We start from the raw sequence: 18,494 nt of genomic DNA, 5'->3' as shown, positions 1-18,494 counted from the left end.
CAGAATAACCCCATCGGGATGCAACATATCGCGGGGAAGGGCAAGGGGAAGGCCCGCGCCAGATCTGAATTCACAAGCGACCTGACGCCGCGTTTTATCAGCCCGAGAAGTTGCGGCTGTCTTTCAGCTGGTCCCATGCCCAGACGACCTGTTGCAACTGCTCCTCGTCGGTGCGGTTGCCGCCATTCATGTCGGGGTGCAGCTCTTTGATCAGGCTCTTATATTTCTTGCGCAGGTCGGGTTTGCTCATGTGAACAGTGCCTTCCAGAATTTCCAGCGCCTTGCGTTCCATCGCGGGCAGCTTGCGTCCTGCGCCATTGGGGTTGCGGCCCGGGTTGCGGGTGGCGTTTTCGCCCAGCACGGCCATCGGGTCGTCCACGCCAAGGCGCGACCACGCGCGTTGCTCCTCGCCTTTTTTCATCGGTTTGGTCGGGCGCTCCCAGACCTTGTCCGAGGACATCTGGCGCTCCATCTCTTCTTGCGTGTGGGTCTCGAAGAAATTCCACTTCAGGTTGTATTCGCGGACATGCGCTTGGCAGAACCAGTAGAAGTCATCCAGCACATCCGGCGATTTCGGCGCGCGGTATTTGCCCGGCTCTTCGCAGCCCGGCGCTTCGCAGGTCCGCTGGGATGTCTCCACGGCACCTGACATACCCCGACGCCCTTTGGCACGGCGAGCTTTGTCACTCTTCGCGGAAATATCGAACTCGAACGGATCAAACGGGGGGCGCGCCATGACTTAACCTTTTAGACTCGGAGAAGACACTTTAGGGTTTTGAGCAGCGAGGTGAAGGGCAGATTGGAAAAAATATGGGTATAACACAGCAGATTGACGACAAACTGCGCACAGCCTTCGCGCCGACGCATCTAGAGGTGGTCGATGATAGCGAAAGTCACCGTGGGCATGGCGGATACCAAGAGGGGGGCGAGAGCCATTTCAACGTGGCCATCCGCGCGCCTGCGTTCGCCGACATGTCACGTGTGCAACGCCACCGTGCGGTGCACGCGGCGTTGGGGCCCGAGCTGATCGGGCGCATTCATGCGCTGGCTTTGGATATCTCGAGCTGACGGCCGCGCAACTTACTCGGCGGCGACGCCCTTGCGGTCCTCGGACGGCGTTTCGGCCTCGCTCATAAACCCTTCGGAGGCGGGGCCTTCCGTGCGGCTTAGCACTGGCTCCGGACGGGTGTTCTCGACCGGGGTCTCAACGACCTTTTCGACCACAGGCGCGGCAACCACCGCGGCCACGGGCGCATCTGCGATGACTTCTTCTGCGGCCAATTCACGGCGGAAGACCAGCATGGAATGGTATTTGATCGTCTTGCCGGTAAAGCCCTGACGCTCTTCGCAAGGCAGGGTCTCGGCGCGCTGGTATTCCCAGCCCTCTGCCGCCATTTCGTTCATCAACTCACTGATAGTGTTGGCAAACTTGGCTTCGGAGCCACGAATTTTACGCGCGGACTTGCCCTTGCGGGGCGCCGGAACAACTTGGTATTCAAAATTTGGCATCGCTTATACCCCCTGCAGCAGAAGGCTTTGTGTTACAAAAGCCCTGCATCCGAGTCCAGCGAAAGCCGCGCTGTCAGCCCAACTGGTGCGCGGACGCCACGGCAAACCGCCTGCGATACAGGCCAAGCAGTCCAAGGACGATCCAAGCCACCTGAATCAACGCGGAGGCAAAGTTGAACGCGTGATACAGGCTGACCAACACCAAGGACGCACCGATAATATTGCTCACGCAATAAGCGCATCCATTGCCGTCCAGCCAGCCCAGTTGGAGCCCCGCAAATCCCGTCATATAGGCGATGAAACCACATACTCCGATAACTTGATACAGCATCGCTGGGTCCATGACGGTGGGGCTCCGGGGAAAAATGTTACTCGTTACTACTGTAAAAGCATCATGCACGAAGGGCGCGCGTGAAAGCGAGTGAAACAAGTGTGAATGAATCGTTCCCCGGGCAGCGCACGCTGCCTTTCCAGATTGCTAACACCTTGAGGCTAAACCCTGTCACCGGTACCGCGCGGCGGGGTGACACCCTCCGCATTCAAGACATCAGAAACATGCGGCAGTCCGTTCGGGCTGCTGGCGTTTCGCGAAACAATGGCCGCCGGAAGGGAAACCTTTCGGGGGAACCGCATGGATCATGGCCGTCTGACTTTAGGTGGCGCCACCATTTCGCTAACAAGATGCGAGACGCTTCCCCCGCCACGGCACTTGAGCCGTTGGTGGGTGGAGGTGCGCCGGGTGTCTGCACCGAATGGCGTCGAAACGGCTTCGTAGAATGCTATCCCTAAAATATGTTGTCAAAGTCACCAGTATTGCCCTACCAGTTTTGAATTATGAAGCAACGCTCATCAGTAGTTACAAACACATGACCGATGCCGGTGGCCAAGCTAAGAGACGCAGCGGCGGCCGAGCGCAACGCCTTATTCAACGGGCAGCCAACCCGGTTGTCGATCCGTGCCCGCCAGGTCAGATCGGCGGTTCATATAAACCGCTGAGCGAAGTAGATCTGGCTCGTATTTTCAAGACCGCCTTAAAGCTTTTGTCCGACCTTGGAATGGGAGAAGTTCCCGATAGGCTTAGACGCGACCTTCTTGCGGCTGGCGCGCAGGACAATGGAAAGGATCGCGTAACCTTCCCGACGCCTCTTGTTGAGGATGCGATCGCGCGGGCGGCCAAAACCTTCACGTTGCATGGTCGCGATGACAATCGCTCAATTGAGGTAGGTGGCAACAAGGTTTATTTTGGCACTGGTGGAGCAGCGGTTCAAACGCTGGATTTGGAGGACGGCATCTACCGTCCGTCAACGCTTGCCGACCTTCACAATTTCACGCGACTGCAAGATACGCTGGCGAATGTAAGCTGGTATACACGCTGCTGCGTTGCGACTGATGTGCCCGACAATTTCGATCTGGACGTGAACACGGCCTATGCTTTGTTGCGCAATACGACAAAGCCGACAGCGACGTCGTTTACCTTGGCTGAACATATAGATCCGATCGTCAAAATGCTCGACATCGCAGCAGGTGGCGAAGGCGAATTCTCAAAGCGCCCCTTCATGAAAGCACATATCAGTCCGGTGATTTCGCCTATGCGGTACGGGGAAGACGCGGTGGATGTCGTCTACGAATGCATCAAACATAACATTCCGATGTCATGCATCACGGCCGCCCAAGCCGGTGCGACTGCGCCCGCAACGATGGCGGGCTTTCTGGCGCAATCCTTGGCTGAAACGCTGGCAAGTCTCGTTATGGTCCACGCGATCAAGCCCGGATTTCCCATGGTCTTTTCAAACTGGCCATTGGTTGTTGACCTGCGCACTGGCGCGTTTTCAGGTGGGAGCGGGGAAAGCGCTGTTCTGAATGCCGCCTCTGCGCAACTGTCGAACTGGTTGGGACTGCCATCCGGCGTGGCGTGTTCGATGACGGACGCCAAAGCAATCGACGCGCAATACGGCGCGGAAAAGGGCCTAAGCTCGCTTGCCGCGGCCCTCGCTGGTGGCAATTTGATTTACGAGAGTTCAGGCATGACCGCGTCCTTGCTGGGGGCCAGTTTTGAAGCCTTCATTCTAGACGACGAGATGCACTCGCATACCTATCGTGCGCTGCGTGGGATCGAAGTGACCGAAGAAAACCTTGGATTTGATGCGATCAACGAGGCGGTTCTTGGCCCGGGTCATTTTCTAGGGGGGGAACACACGATAGCTGCGATGGAGCGTGACTATTTTTACCCGTCAGTTGCCAATCGTGACGAACCGCGCACATGGGCCGAAAACGGAGCAAAAGACGCGAGAACAGTAGCGCGGGAACGCGCGCGAAAAATCTTGGCGGATCACCATCCTGAATACCTTTCGAGCGACCAAGACGCCGCCATCCGCCGTCAGTTTAAGATCCTTTAGCGTATTACTCTGAAGATAAGAGCCCACCGCTGCGGCTCAAAGCACCAATCCCCTCCGGCCTTCAGGAAAAAAGTGCGTTTGGACCCAAATCAGTCACCCAACAAAACTGTCGGACGATAGCGCTTAGGGTTCTCTTTCGCATTTTCCACCTGCGCGGATTTGGAGATTCTCAACGGCACTCAAGATATCAGCACCATGCGGCAGTTCGCTTGGGGCAGTGGGCGTTTCGCGAAACAATGACCGCTGGAGGGGAAACGTTCTGGGGGAACCGTATGGATCATGGCTTTCTGCCCAAGGCGGCGCCACCATTTCGCTAATAAGATGCGAGACGCTTCCCCCCGCCACGGCATCCCAGCCGTTGGTTGGTGGAGGTGCGTCGGGTGTCTGCGTTCAGCCTCTTACGAAAGCTGCTGCCATTGAAACTCGTTTGAGATTTTTAATTGCAGCTTTGCGAAACAAAGCAAATTCACCGCGAGGTAGATCAAATTAGTTTGGGTCGGATTGACCTAAGCTTATGTACTCACGAATAAAGTTGGCCAGTTTTCGGTTCTTAGTCGTCAGCTTAGTCGACAGTGACCTTAGCAAGGAGATATCAGTTGCGCTCAAGGAGACTACTTCACGAATAAAATCAAAATCATGTTCATCTGCCCATAAGGTAACAAGAGTGACAGCGTTTTCGCTTCCATGGAGACTAGAAAAACCAGTTGTTAGCGCCGCCGCTGAGTAATCGCTATCCTCCGTTATTGCGTCCAGACAGATTTCAGAAATACCATTTAAGTTTGCCGTGAACCAATCCTCCAATCTGGCAAGAACTACCGTGTCTTCAGGTCGCAGGTGCTTTTCCTTTGGAAGCCAACCCAGCGCATGTTCGTTACAATTGAGCGGAAGCCCTCGGTACTTGCCACGAGGTCCTTGGCCGTCGCATCCAGTTCCGCCTGAAGTTGTTGCGCAATACAAGACGTGTGAAAAAAACAGCAGACTATCTAGGTCAGCACCGCTTTTCGCGTCTGAAATTTTCCATAGCCAAGGCAAGGCCGCGAATGTGACCGGGTATATATCATCTTGGTGGTGGAGTTTTTCCCAGTAGAGGTCTTTCGCAATTGCTTTGTCCCAACCCCACTCTAATTTTCCTAAGATTCCTGCTACGTCGTCTATGCCGTAAGGACCATAGAGACGGGACCAGATTGGGTCAGACAAAGGGATGAGCAATGATCTAGCCTTTCGAAAATGCTATTTCGAGAAGCGTAGCCATACAGTTGAAAAAATCGCCAGCCTGTCTACCAAGGCCTCAGAGCAGTAGCCCAACATTCTTGTCGGCTAACCACCCCTCATCCCTCAAACCCGCTACCCAGCCAACTTCTTCGCCACCAGCTCGTTCACCGCTTTCGGGTTGGCCTTGCCGCCCGTCGCCTTCATCACCTGACCCACAAACCAGCCGGCCAGCTTGGGGTTCTCTTTCGCCATTTCCACCTGCGCGGGGTTGGCGGCGATGATTTCGTCCAGCGCGGCCTCGATCGGGCCAAGATCGGTGACCTGCTTCATGCCGCGCGCCTCGACGATCTCGGCAGGGTCGCCGCCTTCCGAGTAGACGATCTCGAACAGGTCCTTGGCGATCTTGCCAGAAATGGCATCCGACGCGATCAGGTCGATGATCCCGCCCAACTGGGCAGGGGAGACGGGGCTGTCCCCAATCGCCTTGTCGTCGTCTTTCTTGAGACGTCCGAACAGCTCGTTAATCACCCAGTTCGCGGCCATCTTGCCGTCGCGGCCTTTGGCAACTTCTTCAAAGTAAGCCGCATCAGCGGTATCCGCCGTCAGCACGCCGGAATCGTAATCCGACAGGCCGAACTCCTCCATAAAGCGCAGGCGCTTTTCGTCGGGCAGTTCCGGCAAATGGGCTTTCAGATCGTCAACCCAAGCCTGCTCAATCTCCAACGGCAGCAGGTCGGGGTCGGGGAAGTAGCGGTAGTCATGCGCCTCTTCCTTGGAGCGCATCGACCGCGTCTCGCCCTTGTCGGGATCATACAAACGGGTCTCTTGGCTCACCGTGCCGCCGCCCTCAACAATGGCGATCTGGCGCTTCGCCTCGACTTCAATCGCCTGCTGGATAAAGCGCAGCGAGTTCATGTTCTTGATCTCGCACCGCGTCCCCAGATGGGAAAAATCGCCGCTCTCTTGGTACTTCTCATACTGACCCGGTGCACAGATCGACACGTTCACATCGGCGCGCATGGAGCCGTTTTGCATGTTGCCATCGCAAGTGCCCAAATAGCGCATGATCTGGCGCAGCTTGGAGACATAGGCGGCGGCCTCTTCCGGCCCACGGATGTCAGGCATGGAGACGATCTCCATCAGTGCCACGCCGGTCCGGTTCAGGTCGACAAACGACATCGTCGGGTCCATGTCGTGGATGGATTTGCCCGCATCCTGCTCCAAATGGATACGCTCGATGCGCACGGTGCGCGCAACGCCGGAGCCCATTTCAACCAGCACTTCGCCGACGCCCACAATGGGGTGGTAGAGCTGCGAAATCTGGTAGCCCTGCGGCAGGTCGGGGTAGAAGTAGTTCTTCCGGTCGAAGGCCGAATAAAGGTTAATCTCGGCTTTCAATCCAAGGCCGGTGCGCACGGCTTGGGCCACGCATTCCTCGTTGATAACCGGCAACATGCCGGGCATGCCCGCGTCCACGAAGGCCACGTTGGAGTTCGGCTCCGCCCCGAATTTGGTCGACGCGCCCGAAAACAGCTTGGCGTTGGAGGACACCTGCGCATGCACCTCAAGGCCAATCACCAGCTCCCAATCCTGCTTGGCGCCAGCAATCACTTTGGGCTTCGGGGTCTCGTAGGTCAAATCAAGCATGGGGGTCTCCATTAGGTCGTCCGCGTTCTAGTGAAATTCCAAGGGTCGGGCAAGGTGACAAAGGCGCGTCGGCCTGCTTTGTTGAAGTCGCGTCCAAGGCGCTGAATCGGCTTAACAGGTGTGTAGTCCCGCGAAACTCAGCGGATTGTTGCGAGATTGGAGACAGTTAGGGGGCGGAACATACAATGTTGTTGTCAGCGTTCCTTATCTCTGATTGTCATATTCGCCATGCGCTGCCACGCACTTATAATCGCCGCTTGTTTCGCGGCAGGATCCGCATTTGCTCAGGATCAAGGTACCCCACATTCGGGCGCCGACAATGTCGTGCCCGCGTCATTGTCTGTTGCACCGCCCGATATCGTGCGACCTATCCCCCGTAAAGACCACATACCCCGCGCCCGCTGGGACTTCCGCCCCGAAGGTCGGCTTTGGACGCGCACCACGTTGGAGGCGTTGAAGGGACACGGTCTGCCGCTGCTAACAATGGTGCCCCGCGACATAGCCGACTGGTGCCCAAACTACGAGGCCAACGGCTTGGACAAGCGGGCGGCGTTCTGGAACGGGTTTCTCAGCGCGCTGGCCAAGCATGAAAGCACATGGAAGCCCCGCGCGGTGGGCGGCGGTGGCCTGTGGTACGGGCTGACCCAGATTTTACCCGGCACGGCGCGCGGCTATAAATGCCGCGTCGGCTCGGGGGAGGCATTGAAGAACGGCTCCGACAATCTCAGCTGCGCGGTGCGGATCATGGCTCATACGGTGGTCCGCGATAACGCCGTGGCTCGGAAGGCCAATGGCCGTTTGGGGGGGGTGGCGGCTGATTGGGGGCCGATGATCAAAGCGGGCAAGCGCAATGAAATGGCGTCGTGGCTGCGCAAGCAGAAATACTGCAAGCTGCTGAGCGACACCAAGCCGATCCCGCGCCCGCGCGAAATTACCCAGCGTTTGCCGCTCGAGAAGCGGCTTTCCGATATCAAACCGGCGGAGCGGCCCCAAGGTCCGGCAAACTAGCCTACGGCTGAGATGCCCGCAAAAAAACCCGCCCTCCGCGTAGGGAGGACGGGATAAGTCGGGCAGATAAAGTCGGGACGGTTCAGGCGGCGTCGCGTTGATGATCGCCTTCTTCCATCTCTTCGACGATTTTGGACACGAAGGCTTTCAGGTCTTCTGGGCTACGTGAGGTGATGATGCCGTTGGATACTGCAACATCCTTGTCCACCACGTCAGCACCCGCATTCTTCAGGTCGGTGCGGATTGAATGATAACTCGTCATTTCACGGCCCTTTACAACGCCCGCCTCGATCAGAAGCCATGGCGCATGGCAGATGGCCGCGACGATCTTGCCGTGCTCGACAAAGCCGCGCACCAGGTTGACGGCGTCCTTGTTTGCGCGCAGCAGGTCGGGATTGATCTGGCCGCCGGGCAGAACCAGACAGTCGTAATCTTCGATTTTGACCTCAGAGAGGGCCAAAACCGCCTCGGCCTCACGCCCCCAGTCGCCGCCGTCCCAGCCTTTGATCGCTTCGCCGTCGGGCGTTGCGACATGGACCGTCCCACCTTTGGCGCGCAACTGGTCGCGGGGGAATTCCAGCTCGGATTGCTCGAACCCGTGGGTCGAGAGGATCAGGATTTTCGATGTGTCGATCTTTGGCATATCATGCTCCTTTGCAATTGCATCGGTTCTGCAATCACAACGGATAGCCCCGCCTCAGAGTTCCAAGATGTCGCGAATTGTTTTACCGCCCGCCCGAGATGTCCAAGGTCGTGCCGGTGATGTAGCTGGCCCCTTCGCCCATCAGGAACAGGATCGCATGAGCGCATTCCTCGGCCTCGCCGGGGCGCTTCATCGGCACGGTGTCGGCCAGATCATCGCAGCGGTCGGGCAGGCCGCCCTTGGCGTGGATCGCGGTTTCGATCAGGCCGGGCCGGATTGCCACGACGCGCACACCGTCCGGTGCAACTTCGTCGCTTAAGCCTTTGGTAAAGATGTCGATGCCCGCCTTCGTCGCTGCGTAGTCCACATATTGACCCGCCGAGCCCAGCCGCGCCGCGGCAGAGCTGGTATTGACGATCACGCCACCATCGCCGCCAAAGGCTTTCGACATACGCAAAACGCCTTGTTGAGCCACCAGCATCGCGCCGATCAGATTGACGTCGACCATCCGGCGCAAACGCTCGTAGGACATTTCCTCCACCCGCTGCGGCTTGTCGACAATGCCCGCGTTGTTGACCAGCGCGTCCATCTGCGGAAAGGCGGCGTCGAATTCCTCAAAGATGCGTTCCACATCATCGTGGTTGGCCACATCGCCCTGAAACATATGAGTAATAGCGCCTTCCTGTTCGCACATCTGTGCCACAAGCTGCGCGCCCTTCAGGTCGGAGTTGTAGTGGATGCCCACATCATAGCCGCTTTTGGAGGCCAGAACTGCGGTGGCCGCCCCGATGCCGGAACTTGCGCCAGTGATCAGAACGGTTTTGGTTTTGCGAGCCATTGGGGCATCTCCTTGATTGCGGTGTTGGACGGGTTCAACAGCCGAACTCTGGCGGATTTATGGCGGTGCAGGCAAGTCTTAAGCTTTGGGCTGAATACCGCTCGAAGCTGTCGGTCAGGACAGATGCGCCAGCACCTCTTTGGCCAAGGCGGCCACTTCGAGTGCGGCGGGATTGTTCGGTGCCGCGTCCTGCACGGCGCGGCCTTGCCCGAAGGTTTCGGCATAGGCGACCCTGTTGGCAAGGCTGGCCGTGGCCAAGCCTGCGTCGATCTTCGCGGCGGCCTCCGCGATGTCGCGGCCCAGCCGCGTTCCGGCCCGTGTGCGATTAAGCACCATCATCGCGGGGGTGTTTTCGCGGCGCGCCAGATCAAGCACCCCTTCCGTTGCCCACAGGTCCACATGGCTGGTCGCCACCGGCACCAATGTCAGCGCGGCCTTGCGCAGGGCAGGGCGCAGGTCGCTGTCGGCTTTGGGCGGCGTGTCCACCAGCACGATGTCGACCGTATCGAGCATCTTGCCGATCTCGTACTCAATCCCCCATGCGGAGGCGGTCGAGAACTCCATGCTCGGGTCCTCCATCACCTCGCGCCGCGCCATGAACCAGCGGCCAAGGCTGCCTTGCGGATCGGTGTCGATGATCGCCACCCGCTTGCCGAGCTTGGTGAAGGCCACGGCCAGATTGGCCGTCAGCGTGGTCTTGCCGCTGCCGCCCTTTTGCTGGGCAATCGTGATGACTGAGCCTGACATGTGGTAATCCATCCATGAGTTGTGCTGCGGTGCAGCATGTCACGGATCGCGGCGGAATGCACGCCCCTGATAGTGGGGCGTTTCAGGTGCTTAGGATATCACCGCCGCGACTCAGCAGCGGTTTGATCACAGTTTGAAGGCGTATTTGATGTCGTCGAGCGCATCGCGCTGGCGCTCCGACAGGGAGCCGTCGCCAGCCGTCCCGATGGCGTTGAGCACCTGCATCAGCGGGGCCAGTTGTTCGCCGCCGCCGAGCTTGTACAGCTTTTTGGAAAGGCGTGTCACCGTGGGTTCTGGCCCGCCGCATTCGCTCATCAGCCAGCGGCCAAGGATCGCCAGTTCTTCGGCATCCTGAAGCGTCACATTGGTGGCCCGTTGCAATTCGCGCGTCATGGCGATGCGGGCGTCCTGAGATGGCAGGTTATCCAGTTCCAGAAATGCCACCGCTAGCCCGCCGATGGCGACCTTGGGGTCCTCGATACTTTCCGCCGGATGGGTGTTGGACCGGCGCGAGAACCCGAAGCGGCGGGCGGCAAGGCGTACGTCATTGGCGACATTGGCCAAATCGCGGCCCGCGACGCCGATATCACGCATGCGGAAGTACCAGTAAGCGGCGGCGCCCAAGGCCCCGATGATGGCAATGAGTATAGGCATAGAAATCTGCTCGCTGTTGTTGCCGGTCCTTTATAGCGCGGATTTGGGCCGAACTATGACTGTTACGCGTTGAGAATTCTGGTGACCATTTCCAACAGATCGCCGCTGAGGTTCGAGGCCGCCTTCATCCGCTCCAGCGCCTCGCGCATCATCGCCTGCCGGTCCGCGTCATAGCGTTTCCACGTCTCGAAGGCGGTGGACATGCGGGCGGCGGTTTGCGGGTTCTTGGCGTCGAGCTTGATCAACCAGTCCGCCAGCAGCGCGTAGCCCGATCCGTCGGGCGAATGGAACCCTGCCGTATTGCCCGCCAGCGCCCCGAATACCGCGCGGAAGCGGTTGGGGTTGGTCATGTCGAAATCGGGGTGGTTCGTCAGCGCCTTGGCCGTCGCGGGGGCGGCGTCGAGCTTGGCGTAGCTGACCTGCATGGCGAACCATTTGTCGATGACCAGCCGGTCGTCTTTCCATTGTTCGCAGAAGGCGTTCGATGCCTCCTCGCCGACCTCCGCCCGCAGCAACGCCCCAAGGGCCGACAGTTGCTGGGTCATGTTGTCCGCGCTCTCGAATTGCGTGCGCGCCTGCGCACCGCCGTCGAGGCGGGTCAGCAAGGACAGCGCGACATTGCCCCACGCGCGCTTGCCTGCGGCCTCTGCATCGGGCGAGAACGGGCCGTCCACCTGCATTTCCGCATAGATGCGGGGTAGGGTGTCCTGCATCGCGTGGGCCACAGATTGCCGCAGGGTTTGTGTCGTGTTGTAGATCTTGGTCGGGTCAGGCGTCACGCCGCCATCGAACAAGGCCTGCGCGATGTCGTCGGCGGACGGTGTGGAGAAGGCCAGCGCCTTGAACGCCGGGTCCAGCGTGTCGTCGCGGGCCACGGCAAGCAGCGCGTCCAGATACGCCTGATCGGGCGTCGCATCCTCGGTGACCATGCGGATCATCACGTCGCGGGCCAGCGCGCGGCCTGCTTCCCACTTGTTGAACGGGTCGGTGTCATGGGCGAGCAAGAAGGCGCGGGTGGCGTTGTCTTGATCCTGCTCCAGAATGATCGGGGCGGAGAAGCCGCGGTTGATCGACGGGACCGGCTTGGCGTCAAGGCCGGTGAAACGGAAGGCGTGGACCACATCCGTCATCTCGCAGATGCGGGTCGCGTGGACTTCCTCGCCCGCGTCATTGAGCAGGCCCACGGCGATGGGGATCACCTTGGGGTCTTTGACGTCTTGGCCCGGTGTGGGCGGCGTGTCTTGCGTGAAGGTCAGCGTGTAAGTGCCTTCACTCCAAGCCTCTTTCACCGCGACGCGCGGCGTGCCTGCTTGGGAATACCACAGCTTGAACTGGGTCAGATCGCGGCCTGTGACCTCCTCGAAACAGGCCAGCCAGTCCTCGATGGTGCAGGCCTGCCCGTCATGGCGGGTGAAATACAGATCGCAGCCTTTGTAATAGGCCTCGTCCCCGATCAGGGTCTTGAGCATACCGATGACCTCGGCACCTTTCTCGTAGACGGTGGCGGTGTAGAAGTTGTTGATCTCCACGAAACTTTCGGGCCGCACCGGATGCGCTAAAGGCCCGTTATCCTCGCGGAACTGGCGCGCGCGCAGGGCGATGACGTCCTCGATGCGTTTGACAGCGGGGGAGCGTTCGTCGGCGGTGAACTGGCTGTCGCGATAGACCGTCAGACCTTCCTTCAGGCACAGCTGGAACCAGTCGCGGCAGGTGATGCGGTTGCCGGTCCAGTTGTGGAAGTACTCGTGGGCGATGATTGCTTCGATACGTTCGAAATTTGCATCTGTGGAGGTCTCGGGCGACGCCAGAACGGCGGAAGAGTTGAAAATGTTCAAGCCCTTGTTTTCCATCGCGCCCATGTTGAAGTCGTCCACGGCGACGATATTGAACAGATCGAGGTCATACTCGCGGCCATAGACCTCCTCGTCCCACTTCATGGATCGTTTCAGCGCGTCCATGCCGAACGCGCATTTGTTCAGGTCGCCCTTGCGGACCCAGATGTTCAACTCCACCTGCTTGCCCGACATGGTGTTGAATGTGTCGGGGTGGTTGACCAGATCGCCCGCGACCAGCGCGAACAGGTAGGCGGGTTTGGGCCATGGGTCGTGCCATTTTCCGCCGCCTAGGTCGTTGCCGTTGGACAGCTTGACCGGCTCACTGCCTTCAATCGTCACGGTGAAGACGCCCATCACGTCGGGGCGGTCGGGGTAGTAGGTGATCTTGCGGAAGCCCTCGGCCTCGCATTGGGTGCAATACATGCCATTCGACATATAGAGACCTTCCAGCGCAGTGTTGGTCTGCGGGCTGATTTCGACCTCCGCCTCGAAGACAAACGGCGCGTCGGGGGCCTGCGCTGTCAGGCCCAGATCGGTGATCTTGGCGTTTGCGTCCTTGCCGTCGATGGTCGCGGAGATCAGCTTGAGTTGTTCGCCATGCAGATAAAACGTCCGGTCCGTCGCCTCGGGATTTGGCCGAAACGCGATCTTCGACAGAACCCGCGTGGCGGTGGGGTGCAGCTTGAACACCAGCTCGACCGTGTCGACCAGATAGGCGGGCGGGGTGTAGTCGCTGAGGAAGATTTCCAAAGGGGCGGCGGCAGGGCTGGCGTCTTTCATGGGGGCTCCGTTCGACAAATCAGGGAACTTATGTCGCGCTGGCACGTTAGGTCTGTGAAGCGGGCCACGCAACCGGATTGCGCAGGCCCGAAAGCCATACTGGAAGGAGAACTTCAATGTCCTCACCAAACACAAATCTGGAAAAGCAGCAGCGCCAGCACAAGGGGCCGCTGACCGGCATCGCGGGCGTCCTTGTCTTTGCGGGCGTGCTGCTTGCAGCGCTGATCGGCTGGACCGTGTACCAAGGCGGCGAGCCACAGGGTGCCGAGGTTCAGGTAGACGGCCGCACCGGAGACGCTTCCGTGGTTGCGACCGAATAGTCCCCTCGACTTCCGACGCAACGCGGGACCGGTCTGCCATTGGCAGGCCGGTTTTTTGCTGTCACGGTGCGGGATATGGCCAGAATGCGAAAGAAATCAGACCTGCCGACGAAGACTTGCGCGACATGCGGCAAGCCCTTCGCGTGGCGCAAGAAATGGGCGCAGGTATGGGACGAGGTGCGCTACTGCTCCGAGCGGTGCCGCAACGCCAAAGGCTGAGACCGGCGGGCGTTTGCGCCCAAGCGTGTTGCCTATCGGAAACTTTTTTTCTAGACAGCATACGATTGTATTCATACACGCCCCTGTTTGCAGAAACGCCCCCGTTTGCAGATACGCCCCCGCCCATCGAAAGGGACCCCGAGATGACCAAGACCTCCACCACGCGTCAAGATAAGCACGGTTTGCAAGTGGACAGCCTTCTGGCTGACTTCGTGGAAACCAAAGCATTGCCCGGAACAGGTATTGCAGCGGATGATTTCTGGAAAGGCTTCTCTGATCTAGCGCATGAGCTGGGGCCCAAAAACGCAGCGCTGCTGGACAAGCGCGAGTCGCTGCAAACGCAGATTGACGCGTGGCACATCGCCAACCGCGACCAACCGCATGACCACGCGGCCTATAAGGCGTTCCTGAGCAAGATCGGCTATCTGCTGCCCGAGGGCGGAGAGTTCCAGATCGACACGGCGAATGTGGACCCTGAAATCGCCTCGGTGCCCGGCCCACAACTGGTGGTGCCGATCACCAACGCCCGCTACGCGCTGAACGCGGCGAATGCCCGCTGGGGCAGCCTCTATGACGGGTTCTACGGCACCGACGCCATGGGTACGCTGCCGCCGAAGGGTGGCTATGACAAGGGCCGTGGCTCTCGTGTGGTGGCCCGTGTTCGGGTGTTTCTGGACGAGGCTTTCCCGCTGGAAGGCACCAGCCACGCCGACGTGAAAAGTTACGAAATGCGCGACGGCGCGTTGCTGGCGGACGGCAAGCCACTAGCCGACCCGTCCAAATTTGTAGGCTACAAAGGTGACGCGGCGAAACCGGATGCAGTGCTGCTGCGCAACCACGGGTTGCATGTGGAGATGGTGTTCGACAACATGCATTTCATCGGCAAACACGACCAAGCCGGTCTGGCCGATGTGCGTCTGGAAAGTGCAATGTCGGCGATCATGGATTGCGAAGATTCCGTGGCCTGCGTCGATGCCGAAGATAAGGTGCAGGCTTACTCCAACTGGCTGGGCCTGATGCAGGGCACCCTTGAAGAAGTCATGGAAAAAGGTGGCAAGACCATCACCCGCAAGCTGCGTGGTGACATGAGTTATACCGCGCCCGATGGGGGCGAGGTGGTGCTGAAAGGCCGTGCGCTGATGCTGGTGCGCAATGTGGGCCACCTGATGACCAACCCCGCCGTGCTCGACCGCGATGGCGGCGAGGTCTACGAGGGGCTGATGGATGCGATGATCACCACGCTGATCGCCATGCATGATCTGAAGAAATCCGACGGTCTGCGCAACTCGCATCACGGCTCGGTCTATGTGGTGAAGCCGAAGATGCACGGGCCGGAAGAGGTGGCCTTCGCCGACGAGATTTTCAGCCGTGTGGAGGACATCCTCGGGCTGCCTGCCAACACCGTCAAACTTGGGATCATGGACGAGGAACGTCGCACCTCGGTCAACCTCAAGCAGTGCATTTTCGCCGCCAGATCCCGCGTGGCGTTTATCAATACAGGTTTCCTGGATCGCACCGGCGACGAGATACACACCTCGATGGAGGCGGGTCCGTTTTCGCGCAAGGATTTCATCAAGCGCAAAGCGTGGATCGGTGGCTACGAGAACCGCAACGTCGATATTGGTCTGGAATGCGGCCTGTCGGGCCGCGCCCAGATCGGCAAGGGCATGTGGGCCATGCCGGACCTGATGGCGGCGATGCTGGAGCAAAAGATCGAGCATCCGAAATCCGGCGCGAACTGTGCGTGGGTGCCGTCCCCGACGGCTGCAACCCTGCACGCATTGCATTACCACAAGGTGGATGTGTTCGCGGTGCAGGAGAAGCTGAAAGCCGGTGGCCGCCGCGCGCATGTGGAAACGATATTGGATATTCCGCTGGCGACATATCAGATGTGGACCGAAGACCAGATCATGCGGGAAGTCGAGAACAACGCGCAAGGCATCCTCGGCTATGTGGTGCGCTGGATTGATCAGGGCGTCGGCTGCTCTAAAGTGCCGGACATCAACAATGTGGGCCTGATGGAAGACCGCGCCACTTGCCGGATTTCTTCGCAGGCTTTGGCGAACTGGTTGCTGCATGATGTCGTCTCGGAAGAGGCGGTGATGGGTGCGATGAAGAAGATGGCCGCTGTGGTGGATGGACAGAACGCGGGCGATGCAAGCTATACTCCGATGGCACCGGGCTTTGACGGGATCGCGTTTCAGGCCTGCTGCGATCTGGTGTTCAAGGGACGTGTCCAGCCGTCGGGCTATACCGAGCCGGTTCTGCATGCGCGGCGTCTGGAGTTGAAAGCCAGTTGATTTCGCCACGCCTGTGGCGTGTCGATCCGCGGGGGCGCTGCCCCCGCACCCCCGATTTTTAGTGGGGCGCTGCCCCACACCCCGAGGTATTTTTGAAGCAATGATGGGGGGAGGTGCGAGCAGGTTTGAATTTGTGCAGAGCGACTGTGCGCCTGTATGGCTATTCATGCCGTGAAACTTGGAGTAGATGTACCCCGAGCAGTCAGCGGAGTTAAAGTTTTATGGTGCGTCCGGTCATTGGTATTATCGGCAACTCGTATCTGATCAACGATCAATATCCCGCCCATGCGGCCGGCAGCATGAACTGTCAGGCGATTGCCGAAGTGTCGCGCGCGGTGCCGGTGATTGTTCCCTCTTGTCCTTCGCTGATTGAGGTCCAAGACCTGCTGGATACCTGCGACGGCTTTTTGTTCACCGGCGGTCGCCCGAATGTGCATCCCGAAGAATATGGCGAGGCGGAGACCGAGGCGCATGGCGCGTTTGACCGGTCGCGTGACCGCATCGCGCTACCGCTGATCCGGTCCTGCATCGAGCGCGGGCAGCCGATTTTTGGCGTGTGTCGCGGCTTTCAAGAGGTCAATGTGGCCATGGGCGGCACGCTCTATCCTGAAATTCGCGATCTGCCGGGGCGGATGAACCACCGCATGCCACCCGACGGGACGTTGGAAGAAAAGTTCGAGCTGCGCCACGCCGTGACCTTCACCGAAGGCGGGCCGTTTCACAAATTGCTGGGTGCGCGCGAGGTGATGACCAACACGCTGCATGGCCAAGGCATCAAGGCCGCGGGCGAGCGGGTGGTGATTGACGGGTTCGCGCCGGATGGCACACCGGAAGCGATCTATATCAAGGACGCGCCGGGGTTCAGCCTGTCGGTCCAGTGGCATCCCGAATACCGCGCGGCGCAAGATCCGGTCTCAAGGCTCTTGTTTGAAGCCTTCGGGGAGGCGGCGGCGCAATGGGCCGCGGGCGAGCGGCCGCAAATTTTGAAGTCGGCCTAGCGTCAGGACGTCAGGATTTCGCTGACCTTCAAGGCGCGCATCTGGTTGCCATCGACCTTCAGCTTTCCCGTCATCACCGCAGTGATCGGATTTTGACTGCCGTCGAGGATGGCGCGGAACACCTGCTCGCTGGCCTTCAGTGTCACATCCGCCTCCGCGTCGGATTGCACGGCACCGTCTTGCGTCAACAACACAGAGCCTTGATCGGTGATGACCAGCTTGGCGGTGCCTTTGATGGCGCCTTTGGCTTTTTCATGCAGCAGGGCGGTCAGGGTGTCGAGATGGGTGGTCATGCGAGGGGCTCCGGCAAGGTGACGTCCGCGTCACTTTGGTGGCGGGATCGGGGATCGCGCAAGCGGGACGTGGCGTCAGTTCTCGGGCTGCACGGGATGCTCTGGCAGGTGCGTGCGAAGCTTTTCGGCCAGCTGCTGGACCGATGCGTCGGCCTCTGTGGTCCAGCCCGCGGCAAGCTGCCAGACATGGGGCACATTGGTCCATGTGTGAAAGTCGACATTCGGCAGGATTTCAGCCAATTGGGCGGCATCGTCATAAAGCACCTCCCCTTCCGCCACATGCAGCGCTGCGGGCGGCGCCATGGACAGGTCGGCATAGGCGGGGGAGATGTCGGGGTCTTTCGGATCGCGCCCCGTCAGATAGGCGGGCATGCATCGTGTGACCCATTTGTGGGGCAACAGCATGTCGGTGTCGCGGAAGGCTGTGCGGCTGGGGCTGGTATGCGCCAGATCGGTGAGCGGCGACAGCAATGCAAGCGCTGCGGGTTGGGGCAGGCCGAGGGCCGCGAGACGTGTCACGGTGTTGAGCACCAGCGTGCCACCCGCGCTGTCACCGCCCAGCACGATCCGCTCTGGCGGAAAACAGGTCAGGGCCAGCTTGTAGGCGGCGATGCAATCATCAGGGGCTGCGGGGTAGGGATGCGCAGGGGCGAGGCGGTAGTCTGGCAACCACGCCTCCGCCCCGATTTCCGCAGCGATGCGGGCAGCAAGCCAGCGATGGGTGTAGGACGAGCCGACGGTGAAGCCACCGCCGTGAAAAAAGAGCAAAAGATTGCCCTGCGCGGCACGGGGGATCATCCGGCGGATGCGGAAATTCGGGGTTTGCAGGAAGGCGCATTTGGTGCCGCGCAGCGGGCGCATACCGGTGACGGCCAGAGCGTCCAGCACGCGGGCCAGCGTGGTCTGGTTCGCAATATTCGCAAACAGCGGTTTCTCGACATAGCGGGCAAAGCCGTTGAACAGCTTTTGCGGCAAAGAGGTCATGTGGCGGTCTCCGGCGCGACCGCATGGGGGCAGAACTGCATTTTCATAGACCTCACCCTAGCAGCGACAGGTCCGGTTGCCAGCGCCGGAGTTTCGCGCTCTTATGAATGT

The 18,494-nt window shown here is 59.7% G+C and carries 19 protein-coding genes; 7 read left to right on the top strand and 12 right to left on the bottom strand.

What is annotated here, in order from left to right; all coding sequences use genetic code 11:
* Positions 1-97: 97 nt before the first annotated feature.
* The gene (locus BUB72_RS17700) at positions 98-736 is read right to left on the bottom strand and encodes a J domain-containing protein (protein WP_073146187.1); all 639 of its coding nucleotides are present in this window, start codon (positions 734-736) and stop codon (positions 98-100) included.
* Positions 737-810: 74 nt separating this feature from the next.
* Between BUB72_RS17700 and BUB72_RS17695 the strand changes: the two genes are divergently transcribed.
* Positions 811-1,068 carry a BolA family protein gene (locus BUB72_RS17695; protein WP_073146186.1) on the top strand — a complete coding sequence of 86 codons (258 nt, stop codon included), beginning with the start codon at positions 811-813 and terminating at the stop codon, positions 1,066-1,068.
* Between the two features lie 12 nt (positions 1,069-1,080).
* On the opposite strand, the gene BUB72_RS17690 is transcribed toward BUB72_RS17695, so the two are convergent.
* A complete protein-coding gene (locus BUB72_RS17690; protein ID WP_073146185.1) occupies positions 1,081-1,509 on the bottom strand; it encodes a DUF4177 domain-containing protein in 429 nt (142 codons plus the stop codon).
* A gap of 73 nt (positions 1,510-1,582) precedes the next feature.
* Entirely contained in the window at positions 1,583-1,840 is a 258-nt protein-coding gene (locus tag BUB72_RS17685) for a CBU_0592 family membrane protein (protein ID WP_175549203.1), read from the bottom strand.
* 535 nt (positions 1,841-2,375) lie between these two features.
* On the opposite strand from BUB72_RS17685, the gene BUB72_RS17680 reads away from it, so the two are divergent.
* Positions 2,376-3,905: a trimethylamine methyltransferase family protein gene (locus tag BUB72_RS17680; protein ID WP_073146183.1), complete on the top strand. Its 1,530-nt coding sequence runs from the start codon at positions 2,376-2,378 to the stop codon at positions 3,903-3,905.
* Positions 3,906-4,391: 486 nt separating this feature from the next.
* Here the strand turns inward: BUB72_RS17680 and BUB72_RS17675 are convergent, their stop codons facing one another.
* Together BUB72_RS17675 and gatB are read right to left on the bottom strand one after the other, a co-directional pair.
* Positions 4,392-5,102: a hypothetical protein gene (locus BUB72_RS17675; protein WP_175549202.1), complete on the bottom strand. Its 711-nt coding sequence runs from the start codon at positions 5,100-5,102 to the stop codon at positions 4,392-4,394.
* 147 nt (positions 5,103-5,249) lie between these two features.
* The gene (gene gatB / locus BUB72_RS17670) at positions 5,250-6,764 is read right to left on the bottom strand and encodes an Asp-tRNA(Asn)/Glu-tRNA(Gln) amidotransferase subunit GatB (protein ID WP_073146181.1); all 1,515 of its coding nucleotides are present in this window, start codon (positions 6,762-6,764) and stop codon (positions 5,250-5,252) included.
* Between the two features lie 360 nt (positions 6,765-7,124).
* On the opposite strand from gatB, the gene BUB72_RS17665 reads away from it, so the two are divergent.
* Positions 7,125-7,772, top strand: a complete 648-nt coding sequence (locus BUB72_RS17665) for a transglycosylase SLT domain-containing protein (RefSeq protein WP_245814935.1) — start codon at positions 7,125-7,127, stop codon at positions 7,770-7,772.
* An 82-nt stretch (positions 7,773-7,854) separates the two neighbouring features.
* On the opposite strand, the gene BUB72_RS17660 is transcribed toward BUB72_RS17665, so the two are convergent.
* The 5 genes from BUB72_RS17660 to pepN all read right to left on the bottom strand — a co-directional run bounded on the left by BUB72_RS17660 (position 7,855) and on the right by pepN (position 13,269).
* The gene (locus BUB72_RS17660) at positions 7,855-8,415 is read right to left on the bottom strand and encodes a type 1 glutamine amidotransferase domain-containing protein (protein WP_073146179.1); all 561 of its coding nucleotides are present in this window, start codon (positions 8,413-8,415) and stop codon (positions 7,855-7,857) included.
* Positions 8,416-8,497: 82 nt separating this feature from the next.
* The gene (locus BUB72_RS17655; RefSeq protein WP_073146178.1) at positions 8,498-9,253 is read right to left on the bottom strand and encodes an SDR family oxidoreductase; all 756 of its coding nucleotides are present in this window, start codon (positions 9,251-9,253) and stop codon (positions 8,498-8,500) included.
* Between the two features lie 114 nt (positions 9,254-9,367).
* The gene (gene parA / locus BUB72_RS17650) at positions 9,368-10,000 is read right to left on the bottom strand and encodes a ParA family partition ATPase (protein ID WP_073146177.1); all 633 of its coding nucleotides are present in this window, start codon (positions 9,998-10,000) and stop codon (positions 9,368-9,370) included.
* A gap of 126 nt (positions 10,001-10,126) precedes the next feature.
* Complete coding sequence (locus BUB72_RS17645) at positions 10,127-10,654, bottom strand: hypothetical protein (protein WP_073146176.1); 528 nt, start codon at positions 10,652-10,654, stop codon at positions 10,127-10,129.
* 62 nt (positions 10,655-10,716) lie between these two features.
* Positions 10,717-13,269, bottom strand: a complete 2,553-nt coding sequence (gene pepN, locus BUB72_RS17640; RefSeq protein ID WP_073146175.1) for an aminopeptidase N — start codon at positions 13,267-13,269, stop codon at positions 10,717-10,719.
* Positions 13,270-13,385: 116 nt separating this feature from the next.
* On the opposite strand from pepN, the gene BUB72_RS17635 reads away from it, so the two are divergent.
* The 4 genes from BUB72_RS17635 (at position 13,386) to BUB72_RS17620 (ending at position 17,106) form a co-directional block, all read left to right on the top strand.
* Entirely contained in the window at positions 13,386-13,589 is a 204-nt protein-coding gene (locus BUB72_RS17635; protein ID WP_073146174.1) for a hypothetical protein, read from the top strand.
* 75 nt (positions 13,590-13,664) lie between these two features.
* Entirely contained in the window at positions 13,665-13,808 is a 144-nt protein-coding gene (locus tag BUB72_RS17630) for a DUF2256 domain-containing protein (RefSeq protein WP_073146173.1), read from the top strand.
* 143 nt (positions 13,809-13,951) lie between these two features.
* Positions 13,952-16,108 carry a malate synthase G gene (locus tag BUB72_RS17625; RefSeq protein WP_073146172.1) on the top strand — a complete coding sequence of 719 codons (2,157 nt, stop codon included), beginning with the start codon at positions 13,952-13,954 and terminating at the stop codon, positions 16,106-16,108.
* A gap of 221 nt (positions 16,109-16,329) precedes the next feature.
* Complete coding sequence (locus BUB72_RS17620; RefSeq protein WP_073146171.1) at positions 16,330-17,106, top strand: gamma-glutamyl-gamma-aminobutyrate hydrolase family protein; 777 nt, start codon at positions 16,330-16,332, stop codon at positions 17,104-17,106.
* Between the two features lie 2 nt (positions 17,107-17,108).
* Here the strand turns inward: BUB72_RS17620 and BUB72_RS17615 are convergent, their stop codons facing one another.
* Both BUB72_RS17615 and BUB72_RS17610 read right to left on the bottom strand, forming a co-directional pair.
* Entirely contained in the window at positions 17,109-17,399 is a 291-nt protein-coding gene (locus BUB72_RS17615; RefSeq protein WP_073146170.1) for an SCP2 sterol-binding domain-containing protein, read from the bottom strand.
* Positions 17,400-17,474: 75 nt separating this feature from the next.
* Complete coding sequence (locus tag BUB72_RS17610; protein WP_073146169.1) at positions 17,475-18,383, bottom strand: alpha/beta hydrolase fold domain-containing protein; 909 nt, start codon at positions 18,381-18,383, stop codon at positions 17,475-17,477.
* Between the last annotated feature and the right edge of the window lie 111 nt (positions 18,384-18,494).

This window comes from Litoreibacter ascidiaceicola (assembly GCF_900129235.1).
GTDB lineage: Bacteria > Pseudomonadota > Alphaproteobacteria > Rhodobacterales > Rhodobacteraceae > Litoreibacter > Litoreibacter ascidiaceicola.
This window is presented reverse-complemented; position numbering and strand designations above follow the sequence as displayed.

Coding starts and splice junctions, on each gene's coding strand:
- BUB72_RS17700 (WP_073146187.1), bottom strand. CDS start 736: ATGGCGCGCCCCCCGTTTGATCCGTTCGAGTTCGATATTTCCGCGAAG.
- BUB72_RS17695 (WP_073146186.1), top strand. CDS start 811: ATGGGTATAACACAGCAGATTGACGACAAACTGCGCACAGCCTTCGCG.
- BUB72_RS17690 (WP_073146185.1), bottom strand. CDS start 1,509: ATGCCAAATTTTGAATACCAAGTTGTTCCGGCGCCCCGCAAGGGCAAG.
- BUB72_RS17685 (WP_175549203.1), bottom strand. CDS start 1,840: ATGCTGTATCAAGTTATCGGAGTATGTGGTTTCATCGCCTATATGACG.
- BUB72_RS17680 (WP_073146183.1), top strand. CDS start 2,376: ATGACCGATGCCGGTGGCCAAGCTAAGAGACGCAGCGGCGGCCGAGCG.
- gatB (WP_073146181.1), bottom strand. CDS start 6,764: ATGCTTGATTTGACCTACGAGACCCCGAAGCCCAAAGTGATTGCTGGC.
- BUB72_RS17660 (WP_073146179.1), bottom strand. CDS start 8,415: ATGCCAAAGATCGACACATCGAAAATCCTGATCCTCTCGACCCACGGG.
- BUB72_RS17655 (WP_073146178.1), bottom strand. CDS start 9,253: ATGGCTCGCAAAACCAAAACCGTTCTGATCACTGGCGCAAGTTCCGGC.
- parA (WP_073146177.1), bottom strand. CDS start 10,000: ATGTCAGGCTCAGTCATCACGATTGCCCAGCAAAAGGGCGGCAGCGGC.
- BUB72_RS17645 (WP_073146176.1), bottom strand. CDS start 10,654: ATGCCTATACTCATTGCCATCATCGGGGCCTTGGGCGCCGCCGCTTAC.
- pepN (WP_073146175.1), bottom strand. CDS start 13,269: ATGAAAGACGCCAGCCCTGCCGCCGCCCCTTTGGAAATCTTCCTCAGC.
- BUB72_RS17635 (WP_073146174.1), top strand. CDS start 13,386: ATGTCCTCACCAAACACAAATCTGGAAAAGCAGCAGCGCCAGCACAAG.
- BUB72_RS17630 (WP_073146173.1), top strand. CDS start 13,665: ATGGCCAGAATGCGAAAGAAATCAGACCTGCCGACGAAGACTTGCGCG.
- BUB72_RS17625 (WP_073146172.1), top strand. CDS start 13,952: ATGACCAAGACCTCCACCACGCGTCAAGATAAGCACGGTTTGCAAGTG.
- BUB72_RS17620 (WP_073146171.1), top strand. CDS start 16,330: ATGGTGCGTCCGGTCATTGGTATTATCGGCAACTCGTATCTGATCAAC.
- BUB72_RS17615 (WP_073146170.1), bottom strand. CDS start 17,399: ATGACCACCCATCTCGACACCCTGACCGCCCTGCTGCATGAAAAAGCC.
- BUB72_RS17610 (WP_073146169.1), bottom strand. CDS start 18,383: ATGACCTCTTTGCCGCAAAAGCTGTTCAACGGCTTTGCCCGCTATGTC.